A 16,711-nucleotide genomic window follows, 5' to 3' on the forward strand; every position below is an offset into this window, starting at 1 on the left:
GAATCGACATAAATATGGAAATTTTATTTGAATTTCAGGAAAATGTATTACGTCCGGTAAAGAATGATTTCCGAAGATACTTGCATAACCAGATTAACTGGAAACAGAGAATGATCGGGATTAAAGGTCCACGAGGTGCGGGGAAAACTACACTAATGTTGCAGTATCTAAAGTTTGACCTTGGATTGCCGCCAAAAGCATTATATATCACAGCTGACCATACATGGTTTTATAATCATACTTTACTGGATACAGCGAATGATTGGTATAAACAAGGAGGAAAAATATTATTTATCGATGAAGTTCATAAATATGAGAACTGGTCAGTTGAGTTGAAGAATATTTATGATGGATTGCCCGAAATGCAGGTTGTTTTTTCAGCTTCTTCAGCATTGGATATTTATCGTGGTGAGGCTGACTTAAGTAGAAGAGTGGTGAGCTATTTGCTGGCAGGGCTTTCTTTTCGGGAATATTTAGCATTTACTCAAGGGGTAAGTTTTGACGCATTCAAAATTGAAGATATCAACAGTAACCACCGGAGCCTAAGCCGGATGATCACTGAAGGTTTTCGCCCACTACCTGCATTCCGTAAATATTTAGAAGTAGGCTATTTGCCAATTATTGTTGAAGGGGAAGATACCTATCTGATGAAGTTGAACCAGGTGATCAATACAATCGTGGATATCGACCTGGCTTATATCGTTTCATATAATTCAGGGACGGCAGTCAAGGTTAAAAAATTATTGGGTGTAATAGCCGAATCGGTTCCCTTTAAACCTAATATTGCCGCACTTGCAAGGAAACTTGATTTGAGCCGTGACAGTGTCTATCAATATATTTACCAATTACAAGATGCACGGTTGCTTAACACGCTGAGTTCGGAAGGGAAAGGGGTTTCCACTTTACAAAAGCCGGATAAGATATTTTTGGAAAATACTAACCTTGCTTTTGCACTAAAAGAAAAACCTGATATTGGAAATATTAGGGAGACATTTGTTTTAAACCAATTACTCAATGCAGGTTTAAAGGTCAATTCTCCGGCGGAAGGTGACTTTGCCATTAGTGGATTGACAATCGAGGTTGGAGGAAAAGGCAAGAATACATCTCAGGTTAAGCACCTGGATAATTATTTAATTGCAGCTGATGATATTGAAATCGGAGCAGGAAACAAAGTTCCAATCTGGCTATTTGGATTTTTATACTAAAGGGCTGGAACTCATTAAATGTTTTGTAAATGTCCAGTTTTTTATAAAAAAAACTGGACATTTACTTTCAGGTTTTGTCTAAGCCCTTATATGAAAATCACTGATTATATATCATCCACCATCGATAGACTCCCTAAAAGATATATAGTCACCTATGTAGATTTTACTACTGAGGTCAATAAGAAATAGGCTATAACAAAAGCACTCAATCGAATGGCTGTTTCATAAACCCTATTACTAAATATAAACTTATTGGTGCGGTAAAAGTGTTAGCTACTACCGCAAAATGGAATATTGTATGAGGCTCCACGAAAACAAAACACTATTTAGGCCTGGATGCCGCCGCTGCGTTGAATGTACTCCATAAGTTCGCCGATGGGTCTTGCAAGGATTTTGCCGACGGTGATGTGGTGCTTTTTGCAAACCGCGGTGATGACATCTTTGAAATGCCAGGCGATGGAGCCAACGAAATGGCAGGGGTATTTGCGGTGATCGGCATAGGGTAAAAGGTGGGTGACTACGAATTTGTCGAGCCCGCTGCTTAATAATTCTTCAATGAAAGGATCGTTGCGCCGCTGTTCCATAAAAGGGGCAAAGGAGGAAAGATAGATATTGGGCATGGGCCGTTGGTACACATTTTCAATGATGACTTCTTTATCTACTTTATACTCTTCTTTGAATGCTTTGCGGAGACCTGCGGGCATGGTGCCATAAAGGAATGAGGTGACGAGTTCTTTGCCGAACCAAGCGCCTGAGCCTTCATTGCCGAGGATAAAACCTAATCCCTGATTTCCGTATTGTACGGATGTTCCATCAAAGAAAGCGATGTTTGAACCTGATCCGAGTACGCAGGTAAATCCCTTGTCATTGCCACAGGTGGCATAAGCGGATCCGATGGCATCGTTCTCTACATCAATAAATGCATTTCTGAATACAGTGGTGAGCGCATTGGAAACCATTTCGTGGCGGTCGGGATTGGCGCATCCTTCTCCAAAAAAATACACTTCGCTGATTTCCTCGGCGTATTTTTTAATTTCTGGTTTCTGGATGATGGATCGTGTGATCTCTTTTTCGTTGCTGAAGTAGGGGTTGATGCCTTTGGTGCTGAATTCGATTAATCCTGTGGGATTTCCTGAAATGATCCAATCTGTTTTGGATGATCCGCTATCGGCAACTACTATCATGGTGGTTTTGTTCTGGTTTATATCTCTTCCAGAGCCTCTGAAGTAAGTGGTTTGCCTATAAAATCAGTGATAAGCTTGTTTTCCTTTATTTCTTGCAGGTCTCTTGGGTCGAAAGACGAAGTTAACATATATATCTTTAAACTGGCAGGAAAGTAGTGTTTAATGGGTTCCAGCCGTTTAAGGAATTGAAAGCCGTCGATTCCGGGCATGCGGATGTCCAGAAAGATGATATCGGGAAGGCTATTGGTTTGTGCACACAGACTCAAATACTCAATAGCATCAAGCGGAACATTAATAATGGTGATTTTATCAGCAAAGTGAGCTGCCTCAATAAGCATGGTATTGATTATATTATCGATGTAGTTGTCATCGATTAATAGCACTGATTTATATTTAAAATCACACATACTTAATGGCTAATAGAAGATAGATCGTTTCTTTATACGGATATATCTCTTTAAAGTTACATAATTAGCTTTAGAAAGCGTTATTTCCTGCTAATTCTTTTAATGCAATCTCGGCTTGTTTGGCCTGGTATTGGGAATCGGTAAACCGAACGGAAGCTTCGAGGAAATTGCGCTGGGCTTCCCTGAATTCGACGGGGGTGACACTGCCTAAACGGTATTTGTCCAGCGTGATCTGCAAGTTTTGATTAGCCACGTTCTGGTTATCGTTTTCGAGCTTCACCAGGGTAAGATTGGTTTGGTACGTTTGGTAGGCTGTGGAGAGCTGCGAGATGATATTCTGTTTCAGCCTGCTGTAATCGAGTTGCGCATTGTCAATCTGGATGCCTGCGTTCTTTTCGTTTCTTTTTTGCAGAAAACCATTGAAGAGGTTGAGTGAGGCGGTGATGCCGTAGTTGAATCCTTGTCCCTTGGAATCGCGCGCGAAACCGAGTTCGGAATGTGACTTGCTGAAATTGTATCCTGAATTGACGCCTATAGTCGGGTACCTCAATGCTTTTACTTGTTTGAGGTTTAACCGGGCAATGCGCTCATTGATAAATGCGGTTTGAATAACCGGGTTTTCTTTGGAAGCACGCTCCAGAAGTTCCTGGTAGATCAGGTTTTTGTCGATTGTGATGCTGTCCCTGATTTCGAAGCTGGTGTTGACATCCCGCGCCAGCAGTTCGTTTAATGCTATTTTATTGGAGAGCACGAGGTCTTTTTGCCTGAGCAGATCGGTGGTATCGGTATTCAGATCGACCGTGGCATTCAATACTTCGAGTTTGGCTGCCTTACCTATGGTATAGCGGTTGATGGCGGTGTTGAGCCTTTGGCGGGAGATGGTGACTACGGAATCGCGTGCTTCTGCTTCTTTTTGCAGGCGGATGAGGTAGTAGTAGCTGTTTACGACATCAGAAACGGTACTCAATATCGTAGCCTTCATATTGGTTTCGCCTAATTTTTCGAGTTCCTTCAGCCTGTCATAGGTGGCAAACATGCCAAAGCCGTCAAAGATGGTCCAGTTTAAGCCGACACCGTAATTGAGACTGGAGTTTTTGGCTTTGTCGAGCTCCTTGATGGAGCCATCGGATTGCGTCTGACTGGTATTCTGAATGGAATGGGAATTGCTGAAGTCGCCACTTGCATTAGGCAACAGACCGGCATTGGCCAGGTTGACGTTGTTGCTGCTGATCTGTGTTTCGTTTTTGGAGATCCGGATATTGTAATTGTTCTCCAGGGAGATGCGGATGGCCTGTTCGAGGGTCAACACTTCCTGTGCCTTGATTTCGGTGGTACTGACCGTGGTAATGATCAGGAGTAATGCGATACTAATCGTGCTAAATCTCATGTGCTTAAATAACCTCAACAGCTTCGTGTTTTTCAAATGAATCGATTTCTTTTAACCGTTCTTCGGATCTGCGTTTCCTGGACCACATGGAATAGATGGCCGGAATGATGAACAGGGTAAGGATGAGCGAGAAAATGGTTCCTCCTACAATGACAATCCCCATGCCCATACGGCTTTGTGATGCGGCTCCTAAGGCCAGGGCAATAGGAAGGGCGCCGAGGGATATCGCCAGACTGGTCATCAGAATTGGTCTGAGCCTTGATTCTGATGCTTCGAGTATGGCTTCCATTTTGCTCTTGCCCTGCTGACGCAGATGGTTGGCAAACTCGACAATCAGGATTCCATTCTTGGTAACCAGCCCGATAAGCATGATCGTTCCGATCTGACTGAAGATATTCCAGGTCTGTCCGGTGAGCCAAAGTGATAAAAGGGCTCCGGCAACGGCCATGGGAACGGTTAAGATAATGATGAAAGGGTCGATGAAACTTTCGAACTGGGCGGCAAGGATCAAATAGATCAGTAACAGGGCCAGACCAAAGGCAAAGAGGGTATTGGATCCGCTTTCTACAAAGTCGCGGGACTCGCCACCGAGATCGGTAGTGAAGGTATCGTCTAATACTTTGCCTGAAATGCGCTCCATGGCATTTATGCCATCTCCTATACTTTTTCCGGGAGCGAGTCCAGCGGATACGGTTGCGGAGAGGTAGCGGTTGTTGTGGTAGAGTTGCGGGGGACTGCTGAGTTCTTTTAAACTGACCAGGTTGTCGAGCTGAATGAGCTGCCCGGTATTGCTTTTGACATAGATGGAGGTCAGGTCAATTGGTGCTTCACGGTCTGTTTTGTCAAACTGCCCGATGACCTGGTATTGTCTGCCGTTCATTAAAAAGTAGGCGAAACGCTGTCCGCTGAGGGAGAGCTGCAGGGTTTGGGCTACATCGAGTACGGATACGCCCAAACTTTGTGCTTTTTCCCGGTTGATGCTGATGTTGATTTCGGGTTTATTGAACTTCAGGTCGACATCGGAAGTGGTAAATGTAGGGTCCTGTGCTACCTGGTCCATAAATTCGGGCACTTTTTTCTCCAGCATTTCGAAGTTGGGTGCCTGGATGATGAACTGGATAGGGAGTCCTCCACGCCTGTTGACAGAGATGGTGGGTTGCTCGGTGACTAATGTTTTGCCTTCGCTATATTTTTTGGTGAGGCGGGTGAGCTTCTGGGCAATTTCCTTCTGGCTCATGGTACGGTCGCCGGGTTTTTTAAGTGAGATGATCATCCTTCCGGAATTGATGGAAGAGGAACTGAAACCGGGGGCTGTCATTACCAGGTTGACGGTTTTCTCGGGTATGGAATCGTTGACGAGTTTGGTGAGATCCTGCATGTACCGGGTCATGTAATCGAAAGAGGCGCCTTCGGGAGCGGTTACCGTGGTACGCAGGTAACTTCGGTCATCATAAGGGGCTGTTTCTTTCTGGATGATGGAATAGAAGAGGGCAATCAGACCAATACAGACCAGCAGGATAGGGAAGCTGAGCCATTTGTGACTCATAAAGCTGTTCAAGGCAGAGGCATACCCTTTATTCAGCTTAACGAAATAGGGTTCGGTGATGTCGTAGAAACGTGACTTTTTATGTTTCCCGGCCTTCATCAGGTAGGCATTCAGCATCGGGGTTAGAGTAAGGGATACGAAAGCAGAGATCAGTACGGCTGCCCCGATGACGACACCGAACTCTTTAAAGAGCCTCCCCACAAATCCTTCCATAAAGATGACTGGCAGGAATACCGCTGCCAGGGTAATGGATATCGAGATCACGGCCATGAAGATTTCGTTGGAGCCTTTGATGGCGGCTTCGATGGGCGACATGCCCTCTTCTACCTTCTTAAAGATGTTTTCGGTGACTACAATTCCATCATCGACCACTAGTCCTGTTGCCAGTACAATAGCCAGCAGGGTAAGTACGTTGATGGAAAATCCCATGATATACATGATGAAAAAGGTTGCTATGAGGGATACGGGAATGTCGATCAGCGGCCTCATGGCAATACCCCAATCCCTGAAGAACAGGTAAATAATGAGAACCACCAGTACCAGGGAGAGCAGGATAGTTTCGCCTACTTCTAAAACGGACTGTTTGATAAACAGGGTATTGTCTACCGCAATATCGAGCTTAATGTCTTTGGGGAGTTCCTTTTTTAATTGTTCGTACCGATCCTTGAAGGCATTGGAGATTTCGAGGTAGTTGGTACCTGGTTGCGGGATGATGGCTAAGCCTACCATGGGTTCGCCGGATTGGGTCATTTCGGTTTCGAGGTTTTCGGGACCTAGTGTTGCCCTGCCGATATCGCTCAGGCGGATGATCTTATCGCCTTCTGTGAGGATGATCAGGTTGTTGAATTGTTCTTCGTTGGACAGGTTGCCCAGGGTTTTTACGCCTAGTTCGGTATTGTTGCCGGTTAATTTGCCTGAAGGAAGCTCTACGTTTTCTTTTTCGAGGGCAGTGCGCACGTCGGCTACTGTTAAGCCAAAGGAGGCAAGCTTCATGGGGTCGATCCAGAGGCGCATGGCATAACGCTTTTGTCCGTAGATCTGTACACTGCTGACGCCGGGTATGGTTTGGATGCGTTGCGAAATGACATTTTCGGCATAGTCACTCAAAGCGAGCTGGTCCCTGGCGTTACTTTGTGCCGTCATGGTGATGATGGGCTGTGAATCGGCATCTGATTTAGACACTATGGGAGGGGCATCAATATCCTGTGGCAGACTCCGTGAGGCCTGGGATACTTTATCGCGCACATCATTGGCCGCTTCTTCCAGGTTTTTATCGAGGTTAAACTCAATGCTTATATTGCTGGTTCCCTGGTTGCTGGAGGAAGTGATGTTCCGGATGCCGTCGATGGAGTTGATGGATTTTTCGAGTGGCTCAGTGATCTGCGACTCAATAATTTCGGGATTGGCTCCTGCATAACTGGTGCGGACGGAGATCACGGCGGGATCTATGGAGGGAAATTCCCTGATTCCCAGGAAGGTATATCCAATGATTCCGAATAAGATGAGTACCAGGTTAATTACAATGGTAAAAACCGGTCTTTTAATGGCTGTGGTAGATAAACTCATTGTTCGTTATTATTTCTTTGAAATAATCACTTTTACAGGATTTCCTTGTTTGAGGGTCATTACACCGGTGGTAAGAACGGTGTCACCTTGTTTCAATCCTGAGGTGATCAGTACATCTTTTTCTGTACGTGTGGATGTTTCCACCATCACTTCTTTGGCTTTGCCTTTGGAGGTGATGAATACTTTTTTGCCGTTCTGGATGGGGATAATAGCTTCGCTGGGAATGAGCAGGGCTTTATCGACATTGTTGAGCGGTAACGCGATATTGGCAAATGATCCGGGGATCAGGCTGCCGTCGGGGTTAGCTGCCCGGGCACGGAGTTGCAGGGTTCGCGTTGCGGTTTCAACCTGTGGCTCGATGGCATATATGGTCGCGTTGTATTTCCGGCTGCTGCCGGAGATGGTAAACGTGATCTTCGTGTTGTTCTTTACTTTGGAAGCGTACTTTTCGGGCACGGAAAACGTGATCTTGATGGGGTCGGTATCGACTAAACTGGCTACAATAGTAGTAGGGGTGAGGTATTCGCCTTCCGAAGTGGAGCGGAGTCCTACGGTTCCGCTGAAAGGTGCGCGTACCTGTGTTTTGTTGAGCTGGGCCCGGATCAGCTGGGTTTGTGCTTTTAGGGAGCGGAGATCGGCAAGGGCGATATCATATTCTTCCTGGCTGATGGCCTCTTTGGCAAGGAGCTGACTGGCCCGGTTTTGGGTTCCGGCGGCTAGCGACTGTTTGGTTAAGGCCTGTGAGAGTTGTGCGCGGAGTTCGGAATCATCAATTTTGAGGAGTACCTGTCCTTTGTTTACTCTGCCGCCTTCTTTGAAGGTGATGCCGCGTACGACTCCGGAAACTTCACTGCGGATGTCTACACGTTCGTTGGCGTCGATGGAACCAGTAATGGAAAGGGTGTTTGCGTAAGAGCTTGGGCTTACAATGATCCCGTTTACGGTAGCTGTTTTTTGAGAAGCATTTCCTTTGCCTCCGGATTCCGATGCGGTAGCTTTTTTGTTTGCAGTGATTCTGTAAATAACCAATGCTGCTACTCCGCCGATTAGCAAAGCGTAAATGATATGTTTTAGTTTCATACGTTAAAGGATACAAGAAGAAGAACGCAAAATTACATTGTTAATGTTAGTGTTTACAGGTGTATCAAGTATTTTACCTGAATTAACGCTTGATACACTAGCAATGAAATCATTACTTTTGCTCATCATATGAATAAACTTACACATTTCTCTGCACTGGTACTTTTAATTATGCTATTTACTGTAAAAAATGCGGATGCTCAAACGGAAATTGCCTTTGAGTTGTCTTTCTCAGAGCCTCAGGCGCACTATGTGGATGTAAAGATGATCCTTTCGGGGCTTGATACTGATTTTATAGATGTAAAAATGCCGGTATGGGCACCGGGTTCGTACCTGGTGAGGGAATTTTCTAAAAATGTGGAACAGTTTGGCGTGAAAGGAAGCTCGGGTACCGAAATTCTGCCTTTTGCGAAGACTTCCAAAAATACCTGGAGGATTACCACAAATCATAATAAAAAAATAACGGTCTCTTATAAGGTTTATGCTTTCGAGATTTCGGTGCGCACGAGTTTTGTGGATGATACACATGCCTTTATTTCGCCTACGGGAGTGTTTATGTATGTCAACGGGATGCTGAATTTGCCGGCTGTAGTCACTATTCAGCCTTTTGCAGGATGGAAAAAGGTGTCTACGGGATTGGAGCCACTGAAGGGTTTCAGCTATAGGGCATCTGATTTTGATGTGCTGTTTGACTCTCCGATAGAGATTGGGAACCAGGATACGTTTGAATTTGATGCGGCTGGCACCAAACATACGGTAGCGATGGTTGGTGGTGGAAACTACGATAAATTGAAATTATCGGTAGATATGGCGATAATCGTAAATTCGGAGAAATCTATTTTCGATCACATGCCGAATAAGAGATATGTGTTTATTGTGCACAATATGTTGAAGGGTGGCGGTGGATTGGAGCATTTGAACTCGACGGTATTGGGTGCTTCGCGTGATGGTTACGCTACTGAAAAGGGGTATACCAATTTCCTGGGACTGGTTGCTCATGAGTATTTCCATTTATGGAACGTGAAAAGACTGCGTCCGGAGGCTTTAGGTCCTTTTGATTACGACAATGAAAATTATACTACGGATCTGTGGATTTCAGAAGGCTTTACCGCTTATTATGATAACCTGATTTTAAGGCGCAATGATTTTTATTCGCCGGAAAAATACCTGGATGTGCTTTGTGGGGATATCGAGATCGTGGAAAATCAGGCGGGTGCAAAGATTCAGCCTGTTGCGGAATCGAGCTTTGATGCCTGGATTAAATATTACCGCCCGAATGAAAATTCGAAGAATACAGGAATCTCCTATTATAATAAAGGTGCTTTGCTGGGCATGATCCTTGATCTGGAGATTATCAATGCAACTAAAGCGCAAAAGGGTTTGGATGATGTGATGAAAGCGATGTACGCGGAGTATTACCTGAAGCTGAAGCGTGGTTTTACTTCGCTGGAATTTAAGGCAATGGCTGAAAAGGTGTCCGGCATCTCATTGGATACTTTTTATAAGGAGTATGTGTACCAGGCGGGACCAATTAATTACTCCATCCATCTGGATCATGCAGGATTGAACCTGGTGAACGACTATCAGGGTAAAGAACTGGCTTCTTTAGGTTTGGTGGCCTCAAATAAAGAGGGCAAGTTGATAGTGAGCAGTCTGATGCGTGATGGGGCGGCATGGAAAGATGGCATCAGCGTAAATGACGAGATCATTGCGGTTGATGGGAACCGTTTTACAGGGGCTATGGAACCAGCGAAAGTAAGTACGGATCTGGATCAATATATTGCAAACAGAAAGGCGGGTGAAAAGGTTAATGTGCTGTTGTCCCGTGATGGCTTGATTAAAACAGTGTCGGTGACGCTGCTAAAGGATCCGAAGGGGAAATTTCATATAGAAAATTCGAATGATGCGACTGTGGATCAGTTTGCAGTACGGAAGAGGTGGCTTAATTTATAACGGAATTTAGGTATGACAAAATTTGCTGAGGAGTTTCAACAGGTTTCGGAAGAGAAGGCTTTTGATATGGATCATCGCCGGATCATCAACTTTAATATAGGACGCTATACCACTGCGGTAAATCGTGGTCTTTCTAAACTGGCTAATCTGGATGCTTCTAAGAAAAAGGGGCATGTGATTAAGTGGAAAGTGATGGAGAACCTGGATAAGTACCTGCTGGAGTTTGAGTCGAACTTTCAGAAAAAGGGCGGAAAGGTGATCTGGGCGAATGATAAGGAGGAGGCGCAGGAGGAAATTCTGCAGATCATCAGGCGTGCGAATGCTAAAACGGTGATTAAATCGAAGTCGATGACTACCGAGGAGATTCATATCAATGAGTTTTTGGAAGCGAATCAGATTGACTCGCTGGAGAGTGACCTGGGTGAATTTATTGTGCAGCTGCTGGGACAGAAGCCTTATCATATTGTGACTCCTGCCATGCATTTGAGCAAGGAGGATATTGCCAAACTGTTTCATGAGCGGTTTGATACGCCTGCGGATGCGACACCGGAAATGTTAACGGCTAAGGCCAGGGTGCTGCTGCGGGAGAAATATACGACTGCGGATGTGGGCATTACGGGGGCTAATTTTCTGCTTGCGGATGTGGGCAGTGTGGCGGTTACCGAAAATGAGGGTAATGCCCGTCTTTCGACTACTTTCCCGCGGATCCAGATTACGATTGCTGGGATGGAAAAAGTGATTCCTTCGCTGAATGACCTGGATCTTTTTTGGCCGATGCTTTCTACGCATGGTACGGGACAAAACCTGACGGTATATAATACGATTTTGGGTGGTCCGCGTCAGGAAGGGGAAACTGATGGTCCGGAAGAGATGTATGTGATTTTGCTGGATAATGGCCGTACGAACTTGCTGGCACAGAAGGAACAGCGGCAGGGATTGTACTGCATTCGTTGTGGTGCTTGTTTGAATGCTTGTCCTATTTATAAAAATATTGGTGGCCACACGTATGAAACGACGTATAGTGGCCCGATTGGTTCTATTATTACGCCGCATTTAAGTGGTATGGAGGAGTTTAAGCATTTGAGCTTTGCTTCGAGTTTATGTGGTAAATGTTCGGAAGTTTGTCCGGTGAAGATTGATATTCACAAAATGTTATTGCTGAACAGAAGGGATTCTGTTTCGTCGGGACTATCGCCCAAAGTAGAGGTAATTGGCTGGAAAGGATGGAAAATGGCCATGCTCAAACGGCGCTGGGTGGACCTGCTGGGCGGAAAGGTAAAGAATATGATGTTAAACACATTTTTTAAGAAAAGTTGGGGAAAACACCGTGAATTGCCTGAAGTTGCACCTAAATCGTTCAGTAAACAGTGGAAAGAGGGGAAACGGAACCTGGATGAATTATAAAATACAACATTTTCTAAATCTTGTATATAAAGAATTGTAATTTTGCCCCTTCTTAATGGGCAAAAATGGATAAAATAAATAAACAAACAGATGCGCTGGATTATCATTCGCAAGGGCGTCCAGGTAAAATTGAGGTCATACCAACCAAACCTACTAACTCTCAGCGTGACCTTACTTTAGCGTATTCTCCAGGAGTGGCTGAACCTTGTCTGAAGATCGTTGATAACGTAGATGATGTTTATAAATACACAGCAAAGGGAAATTTAGTTGCGGTGATCAGTAACGGTACTGCGGTATTGGGACTGGGAAATATAGGTCCGGAAGCAGGTAAACCTGTGATGGAAGGAAAAGGATTACTATTTAAGATTTTCGCCGATATTGATGTGTTCGACCTTGAGTTGAATACCACGGATATTGATGAGTTTGTTACGATTGTGAAAGCATTGGAACCTACTTTTGGAGGGATCAACCTGGAGGATATAAAGGCTCCGGAGTGTTTTGAAATTGAACGCCGACTGAAGGCAGAGATGAAAATTCCGGTGATGCATGATGATCAGCATGGTACGGCGATCATTTCTACAGCTGCTTTATTGAATGCCTGTGAGTTGCAGCATAAGGACCTGGATAAGGTTCGGATTGTGGTGAATGGTGCGGGTGCGGCTGCGATATCCTGCTCGAGGATGTATGTTACGCTGGGTGCTAAGCGCGAAAATATTGTGATGGTGGACAGAAAGGGTGTTATTCGTGCCGATCGTGTCAACCTGGAAGATTTGAAGAAAGAGTTTGCAACTACTAAGGATTTGCATACGCTGGAAGAGGCAATGGTAAATGCGGATGTATTTATCGGGCTTTCGGCTGCTGATTCGCTTTCGGCTGCTGCTTTGCTTTCTATGGCAAAGGACCCTATTGTTTTCGCGATGGCGAATCCAAACCCTGAGATTTCGTATGAATTGGCTACTGCTACACGTCAGGATTTGATTATGGCGACCGGCCGTTCGGATTACCCGAATATGGTGAATAATGTTTTGGGATTCCCTTACATTTTCCGCGGTGCTATGGATGTGCGGGCGACTACGATTAATGAGGAGATGAAGATTGCTGCGGTTAGGGCTATTGCCGATATGGCAAAGAAAACGGTTCCTGAAGCGGTGATGCTGGCCTATAACATTCAGAATTTAAAGTTCGGAAAGGATTATATCATCCCTAAACCAATGGATCCGCGTTTGATTACAACGGTATCATCGGCAGTGGCTTTTGCGGCTATTGAATCGGGTGTTGCGCGTACGGTAATTACGGATTGGGATGCTTATAAGGAGCAGTTAAGCAGACGCCTGGGTGGTGATGATGCCATTTTAAGGGCATTGAGCAACAGGGCTAAGCTGGATCCGAAGCGTGTGGTTTTTGCTGAGGCGGATCAATATAAAATTTTAAAAGCCGCCCAGATTGTGAAAGAGGAGGGTATAGCGACTCCTATCTTATTGGGTAACAAAATAAATATTCTGAAGATCATCAAGGAGCATGACCTGGATTTAAAGGGCGTCACTATTATTGACCCGCTTGATAATGGGGAACGCTTTGAGGAGTATACGGAATTTCTATATCAGAAGAGAAAAAGAAGGGGTGTAAGTTTATTCCAGGCGCGTAAACTGATGCGTGACCGTAACTATTACGGGTCATGTATGGTGCAGTTTGGTGATGCGGATGCCTTAATTACGGGTTTGACGAATGATTATGGTTCTACACTGAAACCTGCTTTACAGGTAATTGGTGCCGATCCGGAGATTAACCGTGTGGCTGGGATGTATATGATGCTGACGAAAAAGGGCCCTGTGTTTTTCGGGGATACTACCGTCAATAAAGATCCTACTGCTGAGGACCTGGTGAGCATTGCGCTGTTGCTGGATAAGTCTGTAAGGAAGTTTAATGTCAGTCCCCGGATTGCTGTTCTTTCTTATTCGAATTTTGGCTCCAATGAAGGGGGTGTTCCGGAGAAGACCAGGGAGGCTGTTCGTTTATTGCATGAATATTATCCCGAGGTAGTGGTGGATGGTGAGATGCAGGGCAACTTTGCGGTAAATAAGTGTTTGCTTAAAGAGAATTTTCCTTTTAGCAAGCTGGTTGACGCTCCTGCGAATACGCTGGTATTCCCTAACTTAGAGTCGGGAAATATTGCCTATAAATTGCTTCAGGAACTGGGTGAAGCGGAGGCTGTGGGACCTATTTTATTGGGTCTGAATAAACCGGTGCACGTTTTGCAAATGGGAAGTTCGGTACGTGAGATCGTCAATATGGTGACCATTGCGGTAGTGGAAGTTCAGGAGAAGCAAAAAGAAGCTACTCAAATGTTATTTAAATAGTAGAAAGTATGTTCGCTTATATTGATGGAAAGTTGGTGTTTAAATGCGCTGCGTATGTAATTATAGAAGCTGGTGGCGTAGGTTACCACATCAATATATCCATTCATACTTATGCTAAGTTGCCGGAAACAGAAAATTGTAAACTGTATGTCTGGCAGCATATTAAAGAAGATGCGCATACTTTATACGGATTCGCAGATGAAGGAGAACGACGTGTTTTCCTTCATCTGATTTCTGTGTCGGGCATTGGTCCCGGTACCGGAAGGATGATCTTATCGTCGATTACTCCCGATGAGATCCAGGTGGCGATTGTGAAGGGGGACGTGCCTCTGATCCAAAAGATTAAAGGAATTGGTCCGAAAACGGCACAAAGAATGATCCTGGAACTGCAGGATAAATTGAAAAAAGAAGGGATTGAAACCTTATCCTCCCTTCCCCAGTATAATACGATTAAAAACGAAGCTTTGTCTGCATTGGTGATGTTAGGTTTTGCAAAGAATGTAGCAGAAAAGGCTTTAGATAATGTATATAAAAGAGAGACTGGTGACTTATCAGTGGAGCAGCTCATTAAATTTGCCCTTAAAAGTTTGTAATTACGGAAATATTCCCTGTTTTTAAACGAATTAATACTGTCGTTGCAGTATGGTTTTTATTTCTTATTTCCTTCTCCGCATTACCATTATATGCACAAAATAGACTGGTACATGTTCAGGATAAACATGCGGATAGTTTAAGGGTTCCTTACCCTTTTAAAGACTCACGTCTTTTGGAGCTTCGGAAACCGTCGGGAATGATACTGCCCAATCCATCTAATATTATCCGTACGGTTGAATTTGATCCGGCAACGCGCCGTTACATCATTCAGGAGAAAATAGGGGAGCATTTATACCGTGCTCCGCAGTATATGACCATTGATGAATATCAGCGGTATGAAAATCAGCAGCTTAAATATGATTTTTGGAAGGGGATCTCTTCATCCAAAGCAGATACAACGAAACAGCAGTCCGGGCTAATCCCTTCCTTTTCGGTGAACAGTCCTTTGTTTAACACCATTTTTGGGGGTACGAATATTGACATACGGGCACAGGGATCGGCGGATATCACCCTTTCGGGCAAGATCAATAAAAATGAGAATCCACTGTTGACGGAAAGGCAAAGGCAGCAGTTTAACCTTGATTTTGATCAGCGGATCCAGATGAATGTGACGGGACAGATTGGTACGCGGTTTAGGATGGCGACCAATTATAATACGGAATCGCAGTTTGACTTTGAAAATGAGATTAAGCTGGATTTGAAGGGTAAACCAGATGACATTATCCAGAAGATAGAGATTGGGAATGTGAGTATGCCACTGAGTTCTTCCCTAATTACAGGGAGTCAGGCCTTATTTGGCTTGAAAACGCAGCTTCAGTTTGGGCCATTGAGCGTGACGAGTGTGTTTTCGCAGCAGAAGTCGCAGCAAAGTGAGATCACGATAACGAATGGTTCGCAGCAGAATGAATTCAGGATCAGCGCGGACAGTTACGAAACAAACAAGCATTATTTTCTTGCGCATTACTTTAGGAACCGCTATAACGAGGCGCTGCAGAGTATTCCTATTATCAGGAGCAGTGTAAATATTACGAAATTGGAGGTATGGATTACGAACCGTACAAACAGTGCAACGGATTCGAGGGATGTGCTGGCATTTATGGACCTTGGGGAGAATGCGCCTTACCAGACTGGCTTATTTCAGGGTGGAGCAGGGTATTCGCAGCTTCCGGCAGGGGGGCCAATTAATGATCCTGCATTTCCGCAGCAATCCAATAATCTGTTGCAAAATCTGCCTCAGGATGCATTGCTGACGAATTCGAATAGCATCAATACTTATTTTCAACAGAACGGGGGGACAGATAATTACTCGAAATTGACGTATGCGCGTAAGCTGACCGATCAGGAGTATGTGCTTAATTCCCGTCTGGGTTACATCTCGCTTAATTTTGCTTTGAATGCGGATGAGGTTTTGGCGGTGGCCTATCGGTATAATAGTAATGGTGTGGAGTACCAGGTGGGGCAACTTTCTACGGATGTGCCTGTGGATCCGAACGCGCCAAAGACATTGGTAACTAAGTTGCTAAAGAATGAAAATTTGAAGACGAGTTTGCCTACCTGGGACCTGATGATGAAGAATATTTATTCGTTGGGGGCTTACCAGGTGAGTAAAACTGATTTTAATCTGAATGTATATCGTCTGGATGAGAATTCGGGAGTGGAGAAGCCGCAGATGTCTGAAGGGCAGAATACGGCTGGGCAACGCTGGTTGCAGTTAACGGACCTGGATAATTTGAATCAGGCGGGTGACCGGGGTGCTGATGGAACGTTTGACTTTATAGATGGCGTGACGATTGACCCGCTGTATGGCCGGATTACTTTTCCGCTGGTAGAGCCTTTTGGTGCAGATCTGGCATCGCAGTTTGCTAGTGCAGAGCAAAGTTTGAAGGATAAGTATGTGTATCAGCCTTTGTATGACTCGACACGTGTGATTGCGCAACAGTTATTTCCGAAGTTGAATCGTTATATTATTAGGGGAACGTATCAGTCGGAAGTGAGTTCTGAGTTTCAGTTGAACGCGACGAATATTCC

General features: G+C 44.7%; 11 protein-coding genes. 6 read left to right on the forward strand and 5 right to left on the reverse strand.

Features of this window, described 5'->3' with window-relative positions:
• Nucleotides 1-14 precede the first annotated feature (14 nt).
• Entirely contained in the window at nt 15-1,205 is a 1,191-nt protein-coding gene (locus tag ADIARSV_RS13405) for an ATP-binding protein (RefSeq protein WP_016196097.1), read from the forward strand.
• 326 nt (nt 1,206-1,531) lie between these two features.
• Here the strand turns inward: ADIARSV_RS13405 and ADIARSV_RS13410 are convergent, their stop codons facing one another.
• The 5 genes from ADIARSV_RS13410 to ADIARSV_RS13430 form a co-directional block, all read right to left on the reverse strand.
• Nucleotides 1,532-2,389, reverse strand: coding sequence for an N-acetylglucosamine kinase (locus ADIARSV_RS13410; protein WP_040300073.1), 858 nt, complete (start codon nt 2,387-2,389; stop codon nt 1,532-1,534).
• 17 nt (nt 2,390-2,406) lie between these two features.
• Nucleotides 2,407-2,772, reverse strand: a complete 366-nt coding sequence (locus tag ADIARSV_RS13415) for a response regulator (RefSeq protein WP_235048420.1) — start codon at nt 2,770-2,772, stop codon at nt 2,407-2,409.
• Between the two features lie 94 nt (nt 2,773-2,866).
• Nucleotides 2,867-4,219, reverse strand: coding sequence for a TolC family protein (locus ADIARSV_RS13420; protein WP_235048421.1), 1,353 nt, complete (start codon nt 4,217-4,219; stop codon nt 2,867-2,869).
• The gene (locus ADIARSV_RS13425) at nt 4,188-7,295 is read right to left on the reverse strand and encodes an efflux RND transporter permease subunit (protein ID WP_016196103.1); all 3,108 of its coding nucleotides are present in this window, start codon (nt 7,293-7,295) and stop codon (nt 4,188-4,190) included. Before ADIARSV_RS13425 ends, ADIARSV_RS13420 begins: the two co-directional genes overlap by 32 nt.
• Before the next feature lie 9 nt (nt 7,296-7,304).
• Nucleotides 7,305-8,375 (reverse strand): efflux RND transporter periplasmic adaptor subunit, encoded by a 1,071-nt coding sequence (locus ADIARSV_RS13430; protein WP_016196104.1) that lies wholly within the window; start codon nt 8,373-8,375, stop codon nt 7,305-7,307.
• A 129-nt stretch (nt 8,376-8,504) separates the two neighbouring features.
• Here ADIARSV_RS13430 and ADIARSV_RS13435 point away from each other — a divergent pair, with 129 nt between their 5' ends.
• From ADIARSV_RS13435 to sov, 5 genes are all read left to right on the forward strand, one after another.
• The gene (locus ADIARSV_RS13435) at nt 8,505-10,328 is read left to right on the forward strand and encodes a M61 family metallopeptidase (RefSeq protein ID WP_016196105.1); all 1,824 of its coding nucleotides are present in this window, start codon (nt 8,505-8,507) and stop codon (nt 10,326-10,328) included.
• Between the two features lie 12 nt (nt 10,329-10,340).
• Nucleotides 10,341-11,732, forward strand: coding sequence for a LutB/LldF family L-lactate oxidation iron-sulfur protein (locus ADIARSV_RS13440; RefSeq protein WP_016196106.1), 1,392 nt, complete (start codon nt 10,341-10,343; stop codon nt 11,730-11,732).
• 65 nt (nt 11,733-11,797) lie between these two features.
• Nucleotides 11,798-14,089, forward strand: coding sequence for an NADP-dependent malic enzyme (locus ADIARSV_RS13445; RefSeq protein ID WP_016196107.1), 2,292 nt, complete (start codon nt 11,798-11,800; stop codon nt 14,087-14,089).
• Nucleotides 14,090-14,097: 8 nt separating this feature from the next.
• Nucleotides 14,098-14,682, forward strand: a complete 585-nt coding sequence (ruvA, locus tag ADIARSV_RS13450; RefSeq protein ID WP_016196108.1) for a Holliday junction branch migration protein RuvA — start codon at nt 14,098-14,100, stop codon at nt 14,680-14,682.
• Between the two features lie 197 nt (nt 14,683-14,879).
• On the forward strand, nt 14,880-16,711 hold a 1,832-nt coding region (gene sov, locus ADIARSV_RS13455; RefSeq protein ID WP_083936588.1), incomplete at its 3' end, for a T9SS outer membrane translocon Sov/SprA.

This window comes from Arcticibacter svalbardensis MN12-7 (assembly GCF_000403135.1).
Taxonomy (GTDB): Bacteria; Bacteroidota; Bacteroidia; order Sphingobacteriales; family Sphingobacteriaceae; genus Arcticibacter; species Arcticibacter svalbardensis.

Excerpts from the sequence above, each read along its gene's own strand:
- ADIARSV_RS13405 (WP_016196097.1), top strand. The coding sequence starts at position 15 with ATGGAAATTTTATTTGAATTTCAGGAAAATGTATTACGTCCGGTAAAG.
- ADIARSV_RS13410 (WP_040300073.1), bottom strand. The coding sequence starts at position 2,389 with ATGATAGTAGTTGCCGATAGCGGATCATCCAAAACAGATTGGATCATT.
- ADIARSV_RS13425 (WP_016196103.1), bottom strand. The coding sequence starts at position 7,295 with ATGAGTTTATCTACCACAGCCATTAAAAGACCGGTTTTTACCATTGTA.
- ADIARSV_RS13430 (WP_016196104.1), bottom strand. The coding sequence starts at position 8,375 with ATGAAACTAAAACATATCATTTACGCTTTGCTAATCGGCGGAGTAGCA.
- ADIARSV_RS13435 (WP_016196105.1), top strand. The coding sequence starts at position 8,505 with ATGAATAAACTTACACATTTCTCTGCACTGGTACTTTTAATTATGCTA.
- ADIARSV_RS13440 (WP_016196106.1), top strand. The coding sequence starts at position 10,341 with ATGACAAAATTTGCTGAGGAGTTTCAACAGGTTTCGGAAGAGAAGGCT.
- ADIARSV_RS13445 (WP_016196107.1), top strand. The coding sequence starts at position 11,798 with ATGGATAAAATAAATAAACAAACAGATGCGCTGGATTATCATTCGCAA.
- ruvA (WP_016196108.1), top strand. The coding sequence starts at position 14,098 with ATGTTCGCTTATATTGATGGAAAGTTGGTGTTTAAATGCGCTGCGTAT.